Origin of the sequence: Flavobacterium sp. CG_9.1, from assembly GCF_015751645.1 — a bacterium.
Classification (GTDB): domain Bacteria; phylum Bacteroidota; class Bacteroidia; order Flavobacteriales; family Flavobacteriaceae; genus Flavobacterium; species Flavobacterium xanthum.
Genome location: NZ_JADOVC010000005.1, coordinates 85,026 through 107,532 on the forward strand (window position 1 = coordinate 85,026; position 22,507 = coordinate 107,532).

The following is a 22,507-nucleotide window of genomic DNA, read 5'->3' on the forward strand; positions in this document are numbered from 1 at the left end:
TTCGAATTTATTACAATCAATAGACGTATATAGTGTTAAATCTGCATTTTTGATCGAAATAATTTAGTATTTTTATGTAAATTATTCAAATGAAAAAAGTACTATTTTTACTATTTACCTATCTGTACGTTGTGTCTGTTTTTGCACAAGAAGGATTTCAGTTCGAAAAAGGGGTAAATAAAACCAGCGTACCGTTTAAGTTGATTAATAATTTAGTTTTTGTGCCTATAAAAGTCAATGGAATAGAACTAAATTTTTTGTTAGATACAGGAGTGGCTGAGACTATATTGTTTAGTTTAGAAGAAAAAAAAGAAGTCCGTTTTTTTAATGCTGAAAAGGTATTACTAAAAGGTCTAGGAAATCAAGCCGCTGTTGAAGGATTAAAGTCTACGAATAATACGTTAGAATTTAGTGATTTAATGATTAAGAATCACATGCTTTATATTGTCTTGGATCCTGAGTTTAATTTATCTTCTCATATTGGGATTCCTGTGAACGGGATTATTGGTTATCAGTTTTTCCGAAATAATTTAGTCGAAGTGAATTACCGCAAAAAAAGGATTGTTGTTCACCAAAACAATGAAAGAAACCGCACCAAATTTGAAAAGAAATTCAGCACGATTCCCATCACTATCGAAAAATTCAAGCCTTATGTAAATAGCACCGTTACGCTAGATAATCATGAAGTTGCGGTAAAGTTGTTGATTGATATTGGTAACAGTGATGCTGTTTGGTTGTTTCAAGATCGTTCTGCTTTTATAAAAGTTCCCGTGAAAAATTTTGATGATTTTTTAGGAAGGGGATTTAGCGGGGACGTTGAAGGTAAAAGAGGGCGACTTCAAAAATTTAAGATGGCTGATTTTGAATTTAGTGCACCAGTTGCGGCTTTTCCAGACTCTGTTTCGATTAGAAATGTTACGATGGTGCCTGATCGAATGGGATCTGTAGGTGGCGAAATCATGAAAAGATTTGATGTGGTTTTTGATTATCAAAACCAAAGATTGCATTTGAAAAAGAACAGTGAATTTTCAACTCCTTTTAGTTATAATAAAAGTGGGATAGAGATTCAACACAATGGTTTGCAATGGGTTCAGGAAACTGTGCCAATGGAAACGGTTCCGTTAGCTAGTAAATATGGCGAGTCTGGAGGCACAACTCCAAAGACGGATTTTAAATATAAATTTAAACTAAAGCCTATTTTTGAAATTGCGAATGTTAGGAAAAATTCTCCAGCCGCTATAGCAGGGTTACAAAAAGGGGATTTAATTATTAGCATTAATACTATCGTTCCTTATAAGTATACGTTGCAAGAAATTAATTCCCTCTTTAAATCGATAGACCAGAAGTGGATTACTTTAGAAGTAGAACGTCAAAAACAAATTTTGAAGTTCAGTTTTCAACTAGATGATATTTTGTAAAAAAAATGCTTCTGAAAAATAGTTCAGAAGCACTTTAGTTTGATAAATAATGTATTAATTGGAAATTACTTCTCCTTTAATTTTCAGAGCGACTCTTCCGCCTTCATAATTTACTGCATTCGATTCCACAGTTATTGTTTTTCGGATAGGTCCTGGAGCCATGTTGTATTTCACTGTAATTTTGCCTGTTTTCCCTGGCATGATTGGTTCATTTGGTTTTGTAGGAACGGTGCAACCACACGTTGATAGTACATTAGTGATTATTAGTGGCGCATTACCGGTATTGGTAAAGGTGAAATCGCGACTGCCATCTTCATTCTTAGTAACCCGTCCATAATCTATGGTATTGTCCTTAGCAGAAAATACGATTTTAGGTCCGTTTTGAGCAAAACCGGTACTACTGATCAATGCGAATGCGAATAGAATTATAGTTTTTTTCATTTTCATTTTTATTTTTTAATCATTAAAGTAAATATACTTCGTTTTAATTAACGCACAAATATTTATTTCTCTTTTTATAGTGTACTTAATTATTTACTTTTGTTCTCAATATCAATTGCAAATATCAGACCAAAGATTTACAGCAAGCTGTAGAGTCGATTCCGTATTGAATCGATGAACTTAGTTAGCCTATCTTCAAATCCAAAATAAAATGACAATTCCTGCACAATTTGACGCTCAAACTATTGAAAATAAGTGGTATGACTACTGGATGAAAAATAATTATTTTCATTCAAAACCAGATCATAGAACACCCTACACCATTGTGATTCCACCTCCAAATGTGACTGGGGTTTTGCACATGGGACACATGTTAAATAACACTATTCAGGATGTTTTAATAAGAAGAGCGCGTCTTAAAGGATTCAACGCTTGTTGGGTTCCGGGAACCGATCATGCTTCGATTGCCACCGAAGCTAAGGTGGTAGCCAAATTAAAAGCCGAAGGAATAAATAAAAATGATTTGACCCGCGAAGAGTTCTTAGCCCATGCATGGGAATGGACAGACAAATATGGTGGTGTAATTCTGGACCAATTAAAAAAACTAGGCGCCTCTTGCGATTGGGAAAGAACCAAATTTACAATGGATCCAGATATGTCGGCATCTGTAATTAAATCTTTTGTAAATTTATACAATAAAGGGTTGATTTATCGCGGATACCGTATGGTAAATTGGGATCCTGAAGCGAAAACAACTTTGTCAGACGAAGAAGTAATTTATGAAGAACAACAAGGGAAATTATATTTCTTAAAATATAAAATAGAAGGAAGTGAAGACTTCCTCACGATTGCAACAACGCGTCCGGAAACTATTTTTGGTGATACTGCGATTTGTATTAATCCAAATGACGAACGTTTTACACATTTGAAAGGGAAAAAAGCGATTGTGCCTATTTGCGGAAGAGTAATTCCAATTATCGAAGATGAATATGTTGATATTGAATTTGGAACAGGATGTTTGAAAGTAACTCCGGCGCACGATATCAATGACAAAGCATTGGGAGAAAAGCACAATTTGGAGATTATTGATATTTTTAATGAGGACGCTACTTTAAATAGTTTTGGATTGCATTATCAAGGAAAAGATCGTTTTGTAGTTCGGGAGGCAATTGCCAAAGAATTAGAAACGATTGGAGCTTTAGCAAAAACAGAAATTCACCTGAACAAAGTGGGAACTTCGGAAAGAACCAAAGCGGTTATCGAGCCACGTTTGTCTGACCAATGGTTCTTGAAAATGGAAGATTTGGTAAAACCGGCAATTAAATCGGTATTAGAAGATGGTGAAATCAAATTGCATCCTGCTCGTTTTAATAATACCTATGCCCACTGGTTGAATAACATTCGCGACTGGAATATTTCCCGCCAATTGTGGTGGGGACAACAAATTCCTGCGTATTTCTACGGAGATGGAAAAGAAGACTTTGTGGTTGCTGAAAATATTGAAGAAGCTTTGGCTTTAGCCAAGGAAAAAACGTCTAACTTTTCACTTCTCGCTTCAGACCTTAGACAGGATGTTGATGCCTTAGATACTTGGTTTTCTTCTTGGCTGTGGCCAATGTCTGTTTTTGGGGGAATTATGGATCCAGAGAGTGAAGATTTTAAATACTATTATCCTACGAATGATTTAGTTACCGGTCCAGATATTTTATTCTTTTGGGTAGCCAGAATGATAATTGCAGGATATGAATACACCGGAAAAAAACCATTTACAAATGTGTATTTGACTGGATTGGTTCGGGATAAACAAAGACGTAAAATGTCTAAATCATTAGGAAATTCTCCGGATCCTTTAGATTTAATTGAAAAATTTGGTGCCGATGGAGTTCGTGTGGGATTGCTTTTGAGCGCTTCTGCAGGGAACGATATTATGTTTGATGAAGAGTTGTGCAACCAAGGAAAAGCGTTTACTAATAAAATATGGAATGCGTTTAAACTAATAAAAGGTTGGGAAGTTTCAGATGCTATTTCACAACCGGAAGCATCAAAAGTGGCGATTGAATGGTACGAAGCCAAATTGCAACAAACACTTCTAGAAATCGAAGACAATTTCGAAAAATATAGAATTTCTGATGCCTTAATGGCAATCTACAAATTGGTTTGGGACGATTTCTGTTCCTGGTTTCTCGAAATGATAAAACCGGCTTATCAGCAGCCAATTGACAGCGTTACTTTGGCGAAAGCTATAGAAATGCTCGAAAATAACATGAAATTATTGCATCCATTCATGCCTTTTTTAACAGAGGAAATTTGGCAGATTTTGGCAGAAAGAACAACAGAGGAAGCCTTAATTGTTTCGACTTGGCCAGAAATAAAACCTTATAATGCGGGATTAATTACAGATTTTGAAAATACAATTGAAGTGATTTCTGGAATTAGAACGATTCGTAAAAATAAGAATATTCCGTTCAAAGATGCCATCGAGTTGAAAGTGGTAAACAATGATAAAGCTTCTACTTATTTTGATTCGGTTATAACCAAATTAGGGAATATCACTACGTTAGAATATGTTTCGGATAAAGTAGATGGAGCACTGTCGTTCCGTGTAAAATCGAATGAATATTTTATTCCAATTACTGGAAATATTGACGTGGAAGCAGAGATTGCTAAATTGACTGCGGAGCTAATTTACACGCAAGGTTTCTTAAAGTCTGTTCAAAACAAACTGGCAAATGAGAAATTTGTGGCTGGCGCACCAGAGAAAGTATTGGCAAACGAAAGACAAAAGGAAGCCGATGCTTTGGCAAAAATTGAAACTATCGAGCACAGTTTGGCGGGTTTGAAATAAAATCAAATTTGTTTAGAAAATAGAAAATCCCGAAATATTCGGGATTTTTTTATGTCTTATTTTTTTTAAGCCAATAGAAAAAGGAAGATTAAGGGAAATAGAACTCCGGCTAAAGCCAATTTCCAGCCTCTGTTTTTCCAGCTGAATTTTCTAGCTTTGATCATCATGGTTCCCGTTAGAGCAATGAGGATTAAACTTATCGCAAAAATATCAGAATAGTAAATCCAGAAATTCGATGTGCTTTTATGCAATTTCATTGTTTGGCTAATGATTGGTGTTTTAGAGAAGGTAACAATTTCGCCTTTTCCAGTTTTCATGTCAATTTCAACATCGTGTTTTTCGAAAGATATTTTAAAAACGTCTTTTTTCACATTATGGCGTCTGAACTTGTCGTCGATCCCTAATTTCTTTCCAAAATCTTCAGCAAATTTTTCGTTTATTTCACTAGCAGAAGGCAATTGTACCTTAATATTTTTTGTCTCCGTAGTGTATTTTTCAGGATGCCAAAAATCTCTATGGTTCATCATCAGCCCAGAAATGGCAAAAGAAACGATTAGCCCAATATAAAAGTACCCTAAATCGCGGTGTAAGTTTCTTGCTTTGATTTTTTTCATGGTTGGAATTTTGTGAAATGAATTATAAATCAGATGATTTATTTGGTAAAAGGTTTAATTAGAATTTGTATTTTAAACTTGTCATTACTTGACGCGGTGCAATTGGGTTTACACTGTAGTTTTCATGTACAGTATAATTTAAAACGTTTGCAATATTTGAAACTCTGCATAAAATGGAGAATTGTTTCCAATTGTAACCTGCTGACAAATCTATTGTAGTGTAACCTTCCAAAGGAATTTCTCGGTCATATATTCCGTTAGGTAGTGAGGCATCTATTTGATTGTTCCATCCACCTACTCTTTTACCGATGTAATTTCCTAAAGCTCCTACGGAAACTCCTTTTAACACCCCGGATGGCAAGGTGTAGAAAAAGCTTAAATTAGCAGTGTTTGCTGGAGTTCTTGCCAAACGATCTCCTTCTATAAAGCTTCCTTTTAAACCAGAAGTTTTTGTGTAGCGCATATCATTGTAGCTGTATCCAGCAATAATATTTAAACCTTCTATAGGTTTTGCAACAATGTCAAATTCTACGCCTTTACTAGTGGTTTCTCCGCTTAGAACTTTTAGAGAAGTATCTGTATTGCTTGATCCATCTGCTTTAAATTCGGCTGTTTGTGCTAAGTTGCTATTGGTAATTTGGTATACCGTAACATTTGTACTTAGTATTCCTCTCCAAAAATCTTTTTTTATTCCCACTTCGTACTGGTCTATAATGGAAGGTTTAATCGCCTTTAAATCCAACGTTGTTCCGGTGTTTGGTGTAAACGAGTTAGCGTAGCTGGCAAACAAGGACATGTCTTTTGTCGGTTGATAGACGAGTCCCAATTTTGGAGTGAAAGCTTGGTCTTTACGTTTCTGACCTTCTGTAATTGTATTTTTAACTAAGTCCGTTGTTTCTACCAGAGCTTCTTGCCATGACCAACGAATTCCTGTCAAAACTTTAAATTTTTCGGTAAGCGAAATTAAATCTTGGGCATAAATACCAAAACGATTCGTATCTGTTTTTACAATTCGGGTATTTGTTGCGTTTGGTATAGCGCCACCTTGATCGAAATTCTCGAAATCAAAAACGTTTCCACTACCGTATGTTGTAGGGCTAAAGGTAAAAGTATTGGCTTCTGTAAAGGAGTTTTCCAAATCAACACCTGTAAATAATTGATGTTTTACTTGCCCTGTTTTGAACGTTCCTTGAATACTTAACTGCTCAGCAATAATTTGTTCTTGGTTTTTATTTTGTCCCAATGGTCTTTTCCAATCTCCATTGTTTGCGGGTTGAATTCGTTCTGTTCCTTTTGATGTTCGATCAAAATTTTGAAAAGAAGTATTAAAGTTTAATGTCCAGTCTTTATTGAAATTATGGTTTACTAATCCTGAAACAGTAGCTTGTTTGGTTTCTCCAGTAGACCAAGTAGCCCCTAAATACGTGCTTCTAGGTAGCGCCAGGATTTCTTTTCCGATGATTCCTGATCCAAAATCGGGTGTCCAATCGTCCTTTAGGTAATCTCCTTGCAGTATAATTTCAGTTTTATTACTTACTTTAAAAAGAAAAGAAGGGTTTATATAATATCGTTCTTTGGATACATTATCTCTAAAACTTTTAGAATTTTCATAGGAACCCGTGAAGCGGTAAGCGATAATAGCATTCAATGGACCATAAATATCAATAGATGGTTTGTAAAAAGAATAGCCACCCATTTGCATGGCTATTTCGCCGCCTTTTTTGAACGAAGGAGTTTTCGTAACCATGTTTAATATTCCTCCGGGAGCAACATTTCCGTAGAGTAGAGCGGTACTTCCTTTGAGCACTTCAACTTTTTCTAAGGAAGAGACTTCGGGAATCGAACCACCGCTAAAACGAAATCCATTTTTAAACATATTGTTGGCTGACATATCGTAGCCTCGTGAAAAAAAGGATTCCTGAGCACCACCGCGAGCAGATCCTACATAAACACCATTAATGTTTTTTACAACCTCACTTAAGCGAATGGCTTGTTGTTGTTCAATTATCTCGCTTCCTATGATTTGAATGCTTTGTGGAACGTCCATTGGTTTCAAGCCGGATCGAATCGCAGAGACTGGTTTTTTGTGTTGATTTGGTGTGATTATAACTTCTTTAAGAATACCTCCTTTTTTATTTCTAACGGTATCGGAAACAGAATCAAATGTTTCTAAAGTAGTTGGGTCTTCTGAGGCGTTCGCTGATTCTTGGGCTTGCCCAGAAAGACAAAGTAATAATGCAAATGGGACTGCTAAACTGTATTTCATTTTGTTTATTTAGATTGAATAAAAATAACGATGCAAATATAGATTCTGATTTTGATTAAACAAAACTTATTTAGATTAATTATGAATAGTACTTTGAAGTTTTTATTTAGTATTTTGAAAAACAGTATTTTAAGAGCATAAAAAAACCTTACTTTTCTGGAGTAAGGCTGTATTTGAAGTCGAAAAATTAGTTTTTTTACTTGATTCTTTTCATCGAAAACTGTTCTGAGCTAGGTTTTCCCTGTTGCATTCCAGAAATTTTCACAACTAAACTGTCTGCAGTAATTGGAGTATAATTGATTTTTTGCGGGTAATCGTGTTGTAGATTTTCGAATAGTAATTCTTTCTCGGATGCTGCCTTTAATTTAAAGGCAATCGGTTTGCCGTCATTTTGTCCCTGCACAGCAGCATAATATGTTGCATTTTCGCCTTTTTGTTCCAAAATAATTGTTTCAAAATGTAACGTGTCTTTTTCTTTTATGAAGTAGGAAGTTGCTTGAAAAGTGCTGTCGTTTGCTTTTTTCCAAGATTCGGTTAGGTTTCCTTCAACAGACTTATTTTCCCAATTACCCAGGAGCCAATTTGCGGCATTGATCTTTTCGTATGTTCGTGATTTATCTTCTTTGCAGGAAGCTAGTACCAAAATTAAACAGCTTAAGCTCAATATATTTTTCATAATAGTTTCTTTTAAAGTGCGTCGGGACAACAGCACAAATTTATAAAAAAGATCGAAAGTAATGAATATATTATCGGTAACCTTTTATGGGGAATGTGGTTTTAAATAGGCAATTAAATTCAACTACAAAAATCAGAGTAAGTAGCAGCCTTCGATGCTTAGTAGGATGGCTTAAAAAATCATAATCCTTCTTTTTTGTTTTCTCTTTTTCGAAAGTAAAATAGTATGTACAAGAAGTATAGCGATATCTTTTAACGCGGTAACTGTTACTATTTGCTTTTATAGTTTAGTCAAATTAAATTTTGATTCTGTATTTTTCAGGGGCTTTGTGTTGCTTTTTGTTTCCTGAAAGGCTGTTTTATTGAGTATTATTGATCCTGATTTACAGTTTCTTTAATGAGGTACTAAGTTGGTAAAATACCCTCTCCAAGTGCAATTTCCAAGATAAAATGCTTTTTTGAATTAGGATTTCGCACAGCAATCGCTATTTATACGAGGTAGTACTTCGGAAGGGATGTAATTCTATTTTTGTATCGTTAATTTTCCTAAATAGCAAGTCCTGATAAGTTATTTCGTTTTAATGATCCGTGCTGTAAATGCTGCAATTAGCTTTTTAAAAAAGAGGTAGCATATTTCAGCGGTGCCTAACGCAGTGGGAGATAGTTGAATTTTACAGACATAATGATTTAACGCAATAGAATTGCCACTTTAAATTAGACCTACTTTAGCGCATCCTGTGTTATTTTCAGCTGGCATAGTTTGATTCGAAAATTCTGTATTTGAAAAGTCCCACAACAATAGCACCGCCAATCGCATTGCCTAATAAAGCGAGAACTAAAAACCATAAGTAGTCTAAAAACGTAATCGTTTCTGAATGTAAAAAGGCTCCAAACACTTCAATGTTACCTACAATACTATGGTGAAAGCCTCCAAAACCGATGACACCGGTGATCATAAAAATAAGGAAAATGCGTGTGAGTGAATTTAAGGTACTGTTCAATAACCAGTTCAATAAACCCATTAACCAGCCAGCAACAATGGCACTTAAAAAGAGGACCCAGGCATCATAGTGAATTACGTGACTTCCTATGCTTACCATGGTTTCATGCGTAAATAAACTTAAATGTGGGGCAAGAAAGCCAATAAACAAGGTGAATATAATTCCTCCAACGACATTCCCTAAAACAACGAATCCCCAAATCCGAAGTAATTCCCAGATCGTTCTTTGACCATTTAATACCGGTAAGGTCAAAACGGAAGTTTGTTCCGTAAAAAGAGCCGACTTTCCGAGAATAACCATTATAAATCCTACTGGATAGACCACACTAAGTAATTTAAAAATAGTTGTCTCTTCTACTTTTCCTGATAACAAATAGTACAAAGTGCAAAGAAGAAAATAGCTAAATCCTATTTCAAGTCCTGCAATAACAGCACTTAGAGTCAAAGCTTTGCTATTGATCTTGAAGATATCTTCACCCTCATGAATTACGCGACTTAGGATATCACGATATTCACTGACACCGTCAATTTCCTTTGATTTTTTTTCTAAATCCTTTTGGAATTTTTCTTGCTTCTTAGTTTCAGTTTTCATAGTGTTTTTTGTTTGGCCATTTCACAATTCGATGTGTAAAGAAAGTTGCGAATAAATAAAATAAGCCAAGATTTTGTACAGACAACAGGGTCGAAATTAGTGCTGCTGTATCGTCCCTTTTTGCCTAATTCTATATCTTTTCTTCCCTTTTTTTTGCTATTTAGTCACGTGAAAAATATAAAATAGGCTTTAATTTTTAGATCTCTTTTGTCTTATTTAAATCTATGTGAGACACTTTAGTAGAATAAAGATAGTATTTTTTATCAAAAGTTAAAAGTTCCTTTTGTTGTTTCATTTTAGATTGGGGACCAAAGCAATCAATTGTTCGTAGTACTCGTAGTTTTTATGAGAGAACATAAAAGTGGGACGGCTCATGCAGCGATAGTAACTTTTAAAAAGTAGTGCCTGATAATTAGATTGGTTAATCTATAAAACGTTTTAATCTAGTTTAATCATAGCAATATTTTTCATCCAAAAAATATCAGATTCTACGAATGTAAGTCTTGTTTTAATTACGCTATCCGTTTTGTTTCTTGGGGATTTAATTATAAATCTAGCCTTAGAGTTTGTAAAATCGAAGGTGTGTTTTTCATCCAAATCAGATTTCTTATCGGTACGAAAAGAAATCACATTGTTTTGCTCGCTCCAAGTCCCTTTTCCGTATGTGTGTTTTCCGGTGGAATGCCTCTTTTAATATTGGAATAATAGTGAAAGTAAAAGGTGCCATCTTGGGATAAAGTCAATTTATATTCAAATACATCAATTTCCTTAGTCGCAAGTGTAAGCGCATAAGCACCAACCACAGTATCCGATTGAGAAGATGCTGTTGAAGTGAACATTAAAATTAGAATGGTGTAGATTGACTTCATAAAATTATTTTTAGCGTAATGTTTTTTAAAAGTTGGATTAAGTCATACAACAAGCGCGAATTTTAAGTGGAAAGAACTTTCATAGACTGAGTCGGGAGACTTTTTAGAACCATCGTTACTTAAAAAGAAGGAATAGTTCAGAGAGCTAATGCTAGTAAATCCTCAAACTTGTAGCAGTTGCACTATGAATCATAAATTTGATGGAAAGATAACCATTTAATAAAAGTATTTTCACTATCCTCAAAAATATTTTCAGTAGCTAAGCCTACTGCAATCAATTAGAAATCAATTATTTTATATTTCCAACCAACATCAGATCCAGCTTAAATTTACGATTTAAAGAACGCACCACTACCGAGGATTTTAAAGAATTTTCACTATATTTGATTTGGACCCTGATTTATAGATTGGAATCCGGTCTAGTTTATGAAAATAATTATGACCAACACATTTTAAATTATGATTGTTGAATCCCATCAAAAAGGTTGGAAAATTATCAACCAGCGATCCCACGGCCTGCTAGCAGCTATGTTGGCTTACCAATATGATATTGATTTGCCTAATGAGATAATGGTACCTACCCTCATTACCATTGCCGAGCATGATGATGGTGTTGCCGAAACATTAGCAATTAAAAATCTTACGGAAGCAGGTGCACCTCGACATTTTAGGGTACATGATGATTCTAAAAAAACAGATTTAAAGCAATACCTAAATGTGATGGAAATGGCCACTTCAAAGTGTCAGTTGAATGCCTTGCTCACTTCTTTGCATATCAATTTTATTTTTGGTGATACAAGCGATAGTGAGGACAAAAAATTAGACGCCTTTTTAAAAGGGCAAGAAAAAAACCGTAAAGATATTCTAAAACATTTAGACATCGATAAAAAATATGCAGAGCGTTTGTATCGCTTTGTGCAGTGGTGCGATGCTTTTTCGCTTCTGATATGCATGGATAAAATACAACTCGAAGGCAGAAAGATGGAAATAGCCAAAAGCCCCGATGGTGTTATGAGCCAAACTTTTTATAAAGCCAAAAATGAAATTACGGTAACACCATGGGTGTTTAAGAAGGATTCATTTAAGGTGTTCTATGAATATAAAATAATCGAGCAATTACACTTTAATTCCATCCAAGATTTTAATGAAATCTGTGAAAGGACTCCCGTACAGAGAGAAGAATTTCTGTTTACAAAATAATGTAAAGGTTACAGCGTTCGACTAGGTCTGCTCGAAAGCAAAAAAAGGTCTTGATAAACTACAGAGCAATTGCAACTTTACGCAAGAAACACTTCGGAGAGCGACTTACGAACGGCATGTGTTTACTGTTTTTTAGGAGCAGTCGATATGATTTTTTTAAAGGACGAATACTCCTGCTGTGCGCTGTATCTCTCCGCTGCGCTGCGAGGATGCCGCTACCATCAGGGCTACACACTTCGTATGGTTTTTATAAGAACTTTTGCAGAATAATCTAGTACAATTAAAATATGTGTCTATTGGCACTATACTACTGAAATAACAAAAACCTCAAATTGCCTTTACTTGACTAATCTCGATTTAATCTCAAGCTCGCGTGCAATGTCATGAAGGCAAGGTAATAGTTAAGAATTGTCGAGTTTATTTTGACACTCCGATAAGGAGGAATCTCAGCAAGTGAGCAAGTAACAAAATTTCCTCGCTGGGTTTAATGACAACGGTGAAGTTTAGTTATTTGCTCATTGGTGTGGGCACGGATTGCAAATCCGCAATAGTGGGTAGTGTAAAAACTAATTTTAGTATATTTTAGGGTACGCTTTTATAATTATTTTAAGCCTAAGTGAATTATTGCGTAAGTTTTATATTCAAGATATTGATTCAAAATTAAAATCAATTGATTAAATTTATAAAAAAAGTATGATTGTAATAGTATTAATAGCCGTAGCAATAATTGTTTTAGGATCTTATTTAAAGAATGATTATTTAATTGTTAGAGAAATAAATGTCGAAAGGCCAAAACAACAAATTTTTAGTTATATCAAATTACTTAGAAATCAAAACGAGTATAGTTATTACAATAGAAAAGACCCAAATACTGTAAAGTCTTATTCTGGAACTGATGGCGAAGTTGGTTTTACCTATTCATGGAGTAGCAAAATAAATAGTATTGGTACGGGAACGCAAACCATTTCAAAAATAATAGAAGGCGATGAAATTTGCTGTAATATCCAATTTACAAAACCTGTACCTCTAAAGTCCTTTGCTTCGATCGCACTAACAGCAATTAATGAAAACGAGACAAAAGTTACTTGGACTTTTAGTAGTCATTATAATTTCCCACTGAATGTTATCATTTATTTTTTAAATCTCGAAAAATTAATAGGTACCGACATTGCTACTAGTTTAGTAACGTTGAAAGAGAATCTGGAACGATAATTTTTTTACAAGAAGTACTTAAGCTAAACGGAATAATTTTATTTTTTTTATTTTTATCAAAAACTAAAACTGTCAAAGCCAGTTGACTAATTATCCTTCAACAGCCTGCTAAGAAATGCTTTTGACTATTAATGTTTATTAATAATCAAATTCCTCCTCTGTTGCGAGCCCGGAGCTTCGGGACGGGGTCATAAGAGCTGTAAAGTTCGTGTGGTTTTCATAAATTTTTTTTTCAGAATAATCAAGTACAAGAAATATAAGTGTCTTATGGCGCGATACAACTAAAATAACAAAAACATCAAATTGCTTTTACTTAACTGATGTTGATTAAATCCCCAGCTTACACGCAATATCAGTAAGGTAAAGAAATAGGTGGTGATTTTCGAGTTTATTTTGTCTTTCCGACGAAGGAGGAATCTCAGCAAGTGAGCAAGTAGCGAAAATTCCTCGCTCGTCGGGATGACAATTTTTGGGTTTAGTTATTTGTTCATTGTTGAGGTCACGGATTGCAAATCCGAGCTAGAAGGTATACAGAATACTACACGAAGTTTTTTATTGTTGCTAATAATTCAGTTTTGTAATTGTAAATTTCATCTAATGAAGTTATTAGTTTTTTTTCTCCGTTATCTTTTCCGTTGTTGAAAAGCTCAATGTATTTATTAGTAGAATTAAAATGCAAACGGCAAATAGGTTTTCTATTATTATCGTCCAATAAAACACCAAAGTAGGATTGTGTATCTCTAAACGCAATTCTTGAAGCTGGAAGCACTTCTCTTAAAATTGCTTTAACGATTTGTGAACCTTCGATTTCTTCCTCTGTTGTAATAAATTTTGGAATTTCTACATTTTCATCGATTGTTCTGATTTGTTCAGTTGCTTTTGAAGGAACGGCTTCAGAAATATTTAAAGCATTTTTTAAGCGGAAATTTATAGATTCATTTATAGAATTAGAAAAAGCTTTTTTAGTATATTCTTTGAATGCAGCTAATCTTGGAGCTGTTAAAGGTTTATTAAAAAATCGGTTAACTAATAGACGAACAATTTCATCAGAAGGTTCTTGAATTTCTTTTTCAAATTCGTTTCTAATTGCTTTTATATATTTTAATCCTTCTGCTGAATCTAAAATTTCTTCAAGATTATAACCGTTTTTAGAAAAATTCTCTAAAATCTTTAAACTTGTATCTTTTAAGTCTGATATATCTAAAGTAAAAAATGGTTTTTCATCCATTATATTCGGTTTCTCCAAATCTGCATAAAAGTTATAAATATGTCCGTTTGTTAAAACACCAAAACGTGATTTTGAGACATGGTAATATCTATGAAGTTGAGAATTATGAACATCAACATTTTCTTTCCAATTTTTACATTCAATAATTAAAATTGGTTCACCATCTCGTTTAATAACGTAATCTATTTTCTCTCCTTTTTTAGTTCCTATATCACAAACAAATTCAGGAATTACTTCTGTTGGATTAAAAATATCGTACCCAAGAATTTGAATAAAAGGCATAACAAAAGCATTTTTTGTAGCTTCCTCTGTATTTATTTGGTCTTTTAAAGAGTCAACTCTTTGATGTAATTGTTGCAATTTTAATTTTAAATCTTCCATGTATATGATGTTTTATTTTGTGAATGTAGTTATTTTCTGCAATTTTTGGGTATGGTTACAGCTAACTTGTATATCGTCCCCTGCTAGAGTGAATCGCTCGCACTAGCGTTCGTGTTTTGCTATGCTCGCAATAGCTGGAGAAGCTGTTGTTTATTTGCTCATTGTTCTAGGCACCGTTTGCAAAACTGCCTCACGATTATGTCTATGTGAGCGATCTGGTAATTTTTAAAATAGCGTATATCCAAATATTAACGATGATGTTTTATAATTTGAATCCCAATAACCATAATCTGCCACAATGTTTGTGCTAGTTTGTAAACGCATCTCCAAGCTGTATTTGTTCTTAAATTTATATCCTACACCGAAACCAAAATTGCGTCGAGTTACAAGTTCTACAGATTTGGAAAAGATATTGGGAGGACTTGTAAATTCAAGTGATGAATTTGAACTGATAGCGATTATGTATGAAGCATTGATAAAAACTTTACCATTGTTATCGAGAAAAAAGTAATGTCTTACACTTATTGGAATCTCAATGTAATTGTAATTAGCAGTTGCAATTTGTTCTCGACCAGAAAAGAAGCTTCCATTAACTGCTTTTTCGGATTTGTAATTCTGATAAATTGGTTCAATGGTTAAAGCCCATTTATTCCTATTGAAGGGTAATATAAATTCCGCTTCAACACCAAAGCTAAATCCTAATTTATTTCCAAAATCTATATCAGGAGAGTTAGAAACAAGATCCTCTACAAAGAAAGAGGAGTTGTTCAAACGCGGTCTAATGGATAAATTAAATAAATCTTTTTTAACTTTGCTTTCATAGTTTATGAATTCTGAATTGTTGCATTTATTGTACTCCGTAAAATAAGCGATGAGACTATTTTTTTGGTACTTTAAATTTGTCATTTTATTAAGTGTAAAGCTAGGACATTTTAAATCGTTCCATAATTGCTGTCTAAATTGATTGTTCTCCCCTGTTTTGTTTTCATAATTTTTAAAATTTTTAAAAACTAGCTGTTCAATATTCCCATTATCTTTATTGTAGAAGAATCGTTGTAAGTTTCCTTTTTCATATTGGTATAAATTAGATTTACCTTCAATTAATACTTTTAAAAAAAGTTGTTCTTCAACAAATATTGGATTTTTTTCATCGCTAAAATTGTTAATATTATTTCCAGATTTATCTATTCTAACGGTACTTCTAATGTATTTTGAGTTATTGTAAATTCCAAATTCTTTTACGGATTTGATATTTTCATTCATCAATGTACCGTTTTGTACAAGCTGATATTCAAAATCCATGGGGTTGTTTCTCCAATCGATATTTTTGATGAGACAATCAATTTTTTCTCCAGCATTTGTAATAAAGTATCCTTTTTCAAAGGAAATTTGTGCCGACGCATTAAAACTTAAGATTATAATTAAAAGTAATAGTAATTTTTTTTTCATAATCAATTCTAATTTTTGTTAGCATAAAATGCCTAATAACCTTATTAAGCTAATTATAGGAGCGTGTTATGTGATGAGTAAATATATACAATTTAAGCTGGAGTCAAAATTTTTTAAAAAATGCATTTTTGTATAACTGCGCGATTGGGATATAGTTTATTTTATTGCTGGTCTTTCTCAATTTTTTGGAAAAACCAATCAGCCTAATTAGCCGACGTTTTAAATTGTTTTTTATATTTTTTTGGGTACATAATTGTAATATGAAATTTTGAAGTCTCGATATATTATTTCTTTAAATAGTAGTGAAGATTCAATCTCATTTTTTGCATTAAACATGTAAAATTGTGCAAGGAGTCCATTCGGATAATTTTTGCGTGCTTTCCAAATTTCATAGGCAGTTGCAAACTCTAGCATAGGTAAAAAATCGAAACTTGGGTCAACTAAATATTTATTATGACCTATGTTTTTATTTTTCTTTAATTGGTCATTTGTACTCACTAAGGAGATAGTGTTTAATCGTTTTCCATCAATTAAAGTGTCATTATGTTTTTCAAAATCATAGGTATTGATCTGGTATTTGTAGGGATTACTGTAAGAGTTTGCATTAAAAAGTGCTATGGTTACACCTGATTTTTCCAATTCTTCTATTTTGAAAATTTGTCGTGCTATTAAACCGTCATAATCCATAAGTATCAGTTTATATTTATTTTTGCGTATTGGGATTTTTAAAGCATAATAGCTATTGTCTTTAGAATTGATTAGATAACTTCTTGTATCACTTACGTTTTTCAATTTAGATTGAAATTGGTATCGAACTTCACAATCAAATTGATACACGTGTTGGGAATACATGGTATGGAATGCGAAAAGACAAAATAGATAAGTCAATAGTTTCATAAATTAGTCTGTATTTTAGTAAAAGTCTTATAGTTTTTATCACACCATTTAAAGTATCACCTTTAGTTTAAGAAATATAAAGGTTAGCAGTGCTTCACAAATATATAATTTAATTCCGAAAATACTGATAAAAAATTATCAAACAAAACTAATTCCTTTTATTGTAACAAACTTACGGTAAACCGTAAATGTTCTTTTTTTAGTACAAATTTCCTAGCCCTGATAGCAGTGAAAATCCTTTTTAATAATTTAGGCTGGAAGCCTTTCGAAGGCTTCCAGCCTAAATTATTAAAAAGATTGCAACGAATAGCAGGAAACAGCTCCTAAAAACTCACAACTACAATCTCAACTTGAAACATACTACGGTAAACAAAAATTTCGTAATTTTGCACTCCAAATAAAGGATTAGAATATGTTAGATAGACTGCAAATAGTAAAACAGCGTTTTGATGAGATTTCGGATTTGATCATTCAGCCCGATGTAATCTCGGATCAAAAGCGTTATGTGCAATTGAATCAAGAGTACAAAAGTTTAAAAGCGTTGGCTGAAAAACGCGATGAATACGTAATTTTGATGGCGAATATCGAAGAAGCAAACGAAATTATATCCGATAACAGTGATGCTGATATGACCGAAATGGCCAAGATGCAACTGGATGAAGCCAAGGAAAGATTGCCAGAATTAGAGGACGAAATCAAATTTATGTTGATTCCTAAAGATCCCGAAGATGCTAAGAATGTTATGGTGGAAATTCGTGCCGGAACGGGTGGGGATGAAGCGAGTATTTTTGCAGGGGATTTGTTCCGTATGTACACCAAATATTGTGAAAACAGAGGTTGGAGAACGTCTGTGGTGGATATGAATGAAGGAACATCAGGTGGTTTCAAAGAGGTGATTTTTGAAGTTACGGGTGAGGATGTTTACGGAACCTTGAAGTTTGAAGCAGGTGTACACCGGGTACAACGGGTACCTCAAACAGAAACACAAGGCCGTGTCCATACATCAGCAGCAACAGTAATGGTGCTTCCAGAAGCAGAGGAATTCGATGTGCAGATTGATATGAATGATGTGCGTGTGGATTTCTTTTGTTCGTCAGGACCTGGAGGACAATCCGTAAATACGACTAAATCTGCGGTTCGTTTGACGCACATTCCTACAGGATTGGTGGCTCAATGTCAGGATCAGAAATCACAGCACAAGAATAAAGATAAGGCTTTTGGTGTGTTGCGCTCCCGTTTATACGAGCAGGAATTAGCTAAAAAACAAGCTGAAGACGCTACCAAGCGTACGTCTCAAGTGAGTTCTGGTGACCGTTCCGCTAAAATTCGGACCTACAATTATGCACAAGGTCGTGTTACGGATCACCGTGTGGGATTGACATTGTATGATCTAGGAAATATTATGAATGGTGACATTCAGAAAATTGTTGATGAACTTGCGTTAGTAAACAATATGGAGAAATTGAAAGAAGCAAGTGAAGTATTCTAAAAAGTAATTTAGAATTTAATAAATATAAAAAAACCAGCGAAAATAATTTTCCGCTGGTTTTTTTTATAATTCTAAGAAGCAATCTCTTTTGTGGTTAAAAACTTCCTGCCTCTTGTTTTAATTTTTTTTCCACAATTAGGTTTCTGAAAGTCTCATATTTTGAGGTGGCAGCATTAATTTTTTCATCAAAGATTGTATTGTCTTCTAGCAAGTCAATTTGGAGATTGAGGTCATTTGATTTTTTCTCATAACATTTCTGAATGGTATTCCAATTAGTCAGCGCATCATTTGTGCCGCTGGTTGTTACGGAATCAATAAAACGAATGTAGTTATTTGTTACTATTTCGGCTTTTTTTTCTTCATTGCTTTCACAAGAGTGAAGCGCATTGGCGATAATAAGAATTCCTACTAAGTGTATGAAGTTTTTCATATTGGTTGCATTATAATTTTAACCTGTACGCCAGTCGCAAGGCTATTTGGCCAACCCCGTCTTATATTACTTCGTTTTTTAGTACTGAAAAGTCATTGAAATGTTCGCATTTCAAGCTAATGTCAATTTCATTAGCGGCATACCCAATGGCGGACTCAATAATAAGGAGGTTTTGTTCTATCCGTTTGTCATATCAAAAGCCGCGCCAGCTTCTCCCAATTATTACAAGTAGTCTTTTAGAACAAAAGCTTTGAAACCAACTTTTACAGGGATGTAACCGAGATTATTGTCTTTACCAGACACAAACATAGTACTGAATACTCTGGTACGTGTTACGGAATATTTTTTGGATGAATCATATTGGATTCTGGCATCAGTATGTAAATTGTAGTCATAAGGATTGTCAAGCGGAAGTCCTCCGTTTATACCAAATCCAAGACGAAATCCTTGATCATAATTTTTCACTTCTTGTGCGCTGGTCGTTGTAATCCCTAACACTACGGCTGCTATTGTACGTATTGCTTTGATGTTGAAAGTATTTTTTATATCATTTTTGGTTGGATTGATGCTTAGAATAAATTGAGGTATTGTATCGTATTAAAAGGGAAATTTTTAAAGCGGTTTTATTCAAAAATCGTAGCTTTATTAATGTCTCTTAAATTATTTAAATTTGTTTTCGCATCCTTGTTGATCCCTTTGCTATTTCCAATAATTTTTCGGGATTCATTTTTGAGGTCGCTTATAATTGGAGAAATGACATTCGCTATTTTTTTGGATGAATTCAGAAGAGTATTTTTAATAATAGTGCTTTTATCACCGATTACTCTTCTCGTTTCACAACCTTTTGCTGGCGCGAAAAGTACTCCTAAAATTGCTCCTATTGCTATGCTACCCAGTATTGTTATTGCCAAATTGCTCTCTTTCATTGTTGTTTTTTTTTAGTTTATTTACTGTTTTATTCTTTTATTACTGACACTAAAATGACCAGTACGGCTAGCACCAATAAAAAATGAATGCTGCTGCCCACGTTATAATAAAAATAGCCTATTGTCCAGAGTAGTACTAAGACCGCAGCCATTATGTACAGTAAATTGTGCATGATTTATTTGTGTTTTCTTTAAATTTGAAAAAATAATTTTGAGTTTTATATATAATTTCTTAGTTCGTTAGTGAAACGTACTCCATCCAAAATGAAGAGCAAAGTACACGTTTCAGTTGCGCTGGCATTGGAATCAAACCATATTGTAATTGGTCTTTTTCTGTAATAGCGGTGTTCCGAATTATTTTTCGTGAAATTAGATTCCCTATCGTTTGTTGGACGTTTACATGCTTGTAATTCTGAAAATATAGAGGAGTAGAATTCCAAAAAGCATTTTGTGCTGTAAATTTTTGATGGCGAACTTTAAAACGGAATGGTACTACTATATCTTTTGCGTTTCATTTTTACAATGTTGTACTCTTTTTTCTTATTTGACAAAGGTGCAAAGCTCGTAGTGGTTTTCTGTTACATCAATTTCGAATTATATTACAGAATTTAAAGATGGGCATCATTTTTTGGAGTGTCGATGGTAATTTGCAATTACGGTGTGACTGGAAACAAAAGGAAATCCTTTCATTGTTGTATAATGCCTGCGGTAAAACCGCATCTGAAGATTCGGTGTTTAAAATAGAAGGAAGTAGCGGATCAGAAATTTGATCTTAAAATACGGGTATTTTTATTCAGCCGGGAGGTAAACGGTAAATGTTGAACCTACATTAAGCTCTCCTTTTGCGACGATGAATCCCTTGTGATTTTCTACGATTTTTTGGCAAATAGCCAAGCCAATTCCAGTTCCTTGGTACTCATTTTTGTTGTGGAGTCTATTAAAGAGTATAAAAATCTTGGCGGCATATTCTTGCTCAAAACCAATTCCATTGTCTTTAAACGTAATCTTGTAGTATTTGATATTGTTGTCAGGCAGTATTTCTGCTTCATGAGCATCAATCATTTCGCAGTTAATTTTAATAGTTGGACTGCTATTTTCTTTACTGTATTTTAATGAGTTACTAATTAAATTGATGAATAATTGCTGAATTTGGAATGGAATTACGTTTAAAGTTGGTAATTCATTGCTTTCAATAAGTGCTTTCTTTTCTTCAATGGTAGGCGCTAGTTCGTGTTTTGCAGTCTCAAGCAGATAATTTAAATCGGCTTCTTCAAAAATCTTTTCTGCTTTATTTATTCTTGAAAAATGCAGTAAATCTTTAATAAGAACCCGCATTCGGTTTGCAGAGGATTGAATACTCGCAACGTATTGTTGCCCCGCTGGGGATAAATTGGCGTAATCTTTACTCACTAATCTCGACATGAAAATTTCAATTTTACGCAAAGGTTCTTGTAAGTCATGACTCGCAATGTAATTGAAAGCCGTTAGTTCTTTATTGCTGCTTTCTAATTCTCGGTTCCGCTCTTCGACAAGGTTTTTAGCATAAACTTCTTCGGTTACATCACTTGTAGTCCCTATAAAGGTCTTGTTTCCTGAAGCAATATTAACAATGCGTCCTAAACTTCTAAAATAGCGAATCTCATTGTCTTTTCTGATAATTCGATACGTAAAAGGAGGAAGGTCATTGTCATTTAGTATGTTACTGGTGTTTTGTTTTACAAATTCTAAATCATCAGGATGTACAAATTTCAAAAAGGTCGCTCTAGTAGCCTCAAAAGATTGAGGATCACAACCTATTAATCGGTATTCGTTATCAGAGAATGTATATTGGTTTGTTTCTAAATTTAAGTGCCAACTTCCAAAACCACCAACTATTTCAGCAAGATTATTGGCTTCATTTGCGACAGAGAGCGTATTAATTGTTTTTCTCAGGAGTACTAAATCCCGATTCATTTTAATAAAAGCAATCGTAATTAAAATTAAGGTAACTATAAGTGTTAAGTAGATGAGCAAAGGCGTATAATTCATCGTTGCTTCATAATCCTGTTGTCTGTTTTGTAATAACGTTTTCTGCGTACTAATCATGTCTTCTATTTTAAGTCGAATAGAGTCCATTGTTTTTTTTTCAATAATTAAATTATTTTTAAATGTTTTTTCGTCATACATCCCCAGTTCATGAAGATACAGTGTTTTAGAAAGATAGTTTTGTTTTTTATTGATAAAATACAGCAGCTTTTTTAAATTGCTTTGTTGTGTTCTGCTATTTGCCGTTAGTATAGAAACTCTTTTAAAGGATTGTTTTACCAACTTCTTTGAATTATTGTATGGCGTAAGAAAACTTTCATCTTTACTTAGTAAATAACCTCTTTGTCCCGTTTCGGCATCTTTTATATATGAAATCAGGCATTCAAGTTCAATATTTACCTCATAACTGTTACTTACCCAAGCTGACGATTTTTTTAAAACCGTAATGTGCTTGAAAGTAATACCGCCAATAAAAAATATAATTGCTACTGAAACTATAAAAATTATTTTTAAAAATAACGGCGATTTATGAAGTGGAATGTATTTCATT

The 22,507-nt window shown here is 33.7% G+C and carries 21 protein-coding genes; 7 read left to right on the forward strand and 14 right to left on the reverse strand.

The annotated features are described in order from the left end of the window. The first annotated feature begins 89 nt into the window (after positions 1-89). Positions 90-1,418: a PDZ domain-containing protein gene (locus IWX83_RS04310; protein WP_196827893.1), complete on the forward strand. Its 1,329-nt coding sequence runs from the start codon at positions 90-92 to the stop codon at positions 1,416-1,418. A 54-nt stretch (positions 1,419-1,472) separates the two neighbouring features. On the opposite strand, the gene IWX83_RS04315 is transcribed toward IWX83_RS04310, so the two are convergent. After that, complete coding sequence (locus IWX83_RS04315; RefSeq protein ID WP_073353959.1) at positions 1,473-1,859, reverse strand: DUF1573 domain-containing protein; 387 nt, start codon at positions 1,857-1,859, stop codon at positions 1,473-1,475. Positions 1,860-2,070: 211 nt separating this feature from the next. Between IWX83_RS04315 and IWX83_RS04320 the strand changes: the two genes are divergently transcribed. Next, on the forward strand, positions 2,071-4,704 hold the full coding sequence (locus IWX83_RS04320) for a valine--tRNA ligase (RefSeq protein WP_196827895.1): 2,634 nt from the start codon (positions 2,071-2,073) through the stop codon (positions 4,702-4,704). Positions 4,705-4,769: 65 nt separating this feature from the next. On the opposite strand, the gene IWX83_RS04325 is transcribed toward IWX83_RS04320, so the two are convergent. The 5 genes from IWX83_RS04325 to IWX83_RS04345 all read right to left on the reverse strand — a co-directional run bounded on the left by IWX83_RS04325 (position 4,770) and on the right by IWX83_RS04345 (position 10,720). After that, positions 4,770-5,318 (reverse strand): PepSY-associated TM helix domain-containing protein, encoded by a 549-nt coding sequence (locus tag IWX83_RS04325; protein WP_196827897.1) that lies wholly within the window; start codon positions 5,316-5,318, stop codon positions 4,770-4,772. A 58-nt stretch (positions 5,319-5,376) separates the two neighbouring features. Further along, positions 5,377-7,584 (reverse strand): TonB-dependent siderophore receptor, encoded by a 2,208-nt coding sequence (locus IWX83_RS04330; RefSeq protein WP_196827899.1) that lies wholly within the window; start codon positions 7,582-7,584, stop codon positions 5,377-5,379. 196 nt (positions 7,585-7,780) lie between these two features. Then, the gene (locus IWX83_RS04335; protein ID WP_196827901.1) at positions 7,781-8,260 is read right to left on the reverse strand and encodes a DUF6265 family protein; all 480 of its coding nucleotides are present in this window, start codon (positions 8,258-8,260) and stop codon (positions 7,781-7,783) included. Between the two features lie 745 nt (positions 8,261-9,005). Next, positions 9,006-9,851 (reverse strand): formate/nitrite transporter family protein, encoded by an 846-nt coding sequence (locus IWX83_RS04340; RefSeq protein WP_196827902.1) that lies wholly within the window; start codon positions 9,849-9,851, stop codon positions 9,006-9,008. A 626-nt stretch (positions 9,852-10,477) separates the two neighbouring features. After that, positions 10,478-10,720, reverse strand: a complete 243-nt coding sequence (locus tag IWX83_RS04345) for a hypothetical protein (RefSeq protein WP_196827903.1) — start codon at positions 10,718-10,720, stop codon at positions 10,478-10,480. Between the two features lie 459 nt (positions 10,721-11,179). Here IWX83_RS04345 and IWX83_RS04350 point away from each other — a divergent pair, with 459 nt between their 5' ends. Continuing rightward, positions 11,180-11,920, forward strand: coding sequence for a DUF3891 family protein (locus IWX83_RS04350; RefSeq protein ID WP_073353940.1), 741 nt, complete (start codon positions 11,180-11,182; stop codon positions 11,918-11,920). 693 nt (positions 11,921-12,613) lie between these two features. Next, on the forward strand, positions 12,614-13,132 hold the full coding sequence (locus IWX83_RS04355; protein ID WP_073353942.1) for an SRPBCC family protein: 519 nt from the start codon (positions 12,614-12,616) through the stop codon (positions 13,130-13,132). Between the two features lie 538 nt (positions 13,133-13,670). Here the strand turns inward: IWX83_RS04355 and IWX83_RS04360 are convergent. The 3 genes from IWX83_RS04360 to IWX83_RS04370 form a co-directional block, all read right to left on the reverse strand. Further along, positions 13,671-14,741, reverse strand: coding sequence for a type I restriction endonuclease (locus IWX83_RS04360; RefSeq protein WP_196827904.1), 1,071 nt, complete (start codon positions 14,739-14,741; stop codon positions 13,671-13,673). 225 nt (positions 14,742-14,966) lie between these two features. Then, positions 14,967-16,190: a tRNA modification GTPase gene (locus tag IWX83_RS04365; RefSeq protein ID WP_196827907.1), complete on the reverse strand. Its 1,224-nt coding sequence runs from the start codon at positions 16,188-16,190 to the stop codon at positions 14,967-14,969. Positions 16,191-16,421: 231 nt separating this feature from the next. Next, positions 16,422-17,087, reverse strand: a complete 666-nt coding sequence (locus IWX83_RS04370; RefSeq protein ID WP_196827909.1) for a hypothetical protein — start codon at positions 17,085-17,087, stop codon at positions 16,422-16,424. Positions 17,088-17,499: 412 nt separating this feature from the next. Here IWX83_RS04370 and prfA point away from each other — a divergent pair, with 412 nt between their 5' ends. Further along, on the forward strand, positions 17,500-18,576 hold the full coding sequence (prfA, locus tag IWX83_RS04375) for a peptide chain release factor 1 (protein WP_066082500.1): 1,077 nt from the start codon (positions 17,500-17,502) through the stop codon (positions 18,574-18,576). 94 nt (positions 18,577-18,670) lie between these two features. Here prfA and IWX83_RS04380 read toward each other — a convergent pair whose 3' ends face one another. Beyond that, the gene (locus IWX83_RS04380) at positions 18,671-19,006 is read right to left on the reverse strand and encodes a hypothetical protein (protein ID WP_196827911.1); all 336 of its coding nucleotides are present in this window, start codon (positions 19,004-19,006) and stop codon (positions 18,671-18,673) included. 100 nt (positions 19,007-19,106) lie between these two features. Here IWX83_RS04380 and IWX83_RS17370 point away from each other — a divergent pair, with 100 nt between their 5' ends. Then, the gene (locus IWX83_RS17370; protein WP_255546178.1) at positions 19,107-19,238 is read left to right on the forward strand and encodes a hypothetical protein; all 132 of its coding nucleotides are present in this window, start codon (positions 19,107-19,109) and stop codon (positions 19,236-19,238) included. Here IWX83_RS17370 and IWX83_RS17150 read toward each other — a convergent pair. The 3 genes from IWX83_RS17150 to IWX83_RS04395 form a co-directional block, all read right to left on the reverse strand. After that, on the reverse strand, positions 19,229-19,504 hold the full coding sequence (locus IWX83_RS17150; protein WP_231379804.1) for a hypothetical protein: 276 nt from the start codon (positions 19,502-19,504) through the stop codon (positions 19,229-19,231). The two genes, IWX83_RS17370 and IWX83_RS17150, sit on opposite strands and share 10 nt — an antisense overlap. Positions 19,505-19,629: 125 nt before the next feature. Next, positions 19,630-19,932 (reverse strand): YtxH domain-containing protein, encoded by a 303-nt coding sequence (locus IWX83_RS04390; RefSeq protein WP_196827913.1) that lies wholly within the window; start codon positions 19,930-19,932, stop codon positions 19,630-19,632. Positions 19,933-19,961: 29 nt separating this feature from the next. Beyond that, positions 19,962-20,105, reverse strand: coding sequence for a lmo0937 family membrane protein (locus IWX83_RS04395; protein ID WP_196827915.1), 144 nt, complete (start codon positions 20,103-20,105; stop codon positions 19,962-19,964). A gap of 441 nt (positions 20,106-20,546) precedes the next feature. Between IWX83_RS04395 and IWX83_RS04400 the strand changes: the two genes are divergently transcribed. Next, positions 20,547-20,702 carry a hypothetical protein gene (locus tag IWX83_RS04400; protein WP_175547746.1) on the forward strand — a complete coding sequence of 52 codons (156 nt, stop codon included), beginning with the start codon at positions 20,547-20,549 and terminating at the stop codon, positions 20,700-20,702. Between the two features lie 19 nt (positions 20,703-20,721). On the opposite strand, the gene IWX83_RS04405 is transcribed toward IWX83_RS04400, so the two are convergent. After that, positions 20,722-22,506 (reverse strand): CHASE3 domain-containing protein, encoded by a 1,785-nt coding sequence (locus IWX83_RS04405; RefSeq protein WP_196827917.1) that lies wholly within the window; start codon positions 22,504-22,506, stop codon positions 20,722-20,724. Position 22,507: the final 1 nt, after the last annotated feature.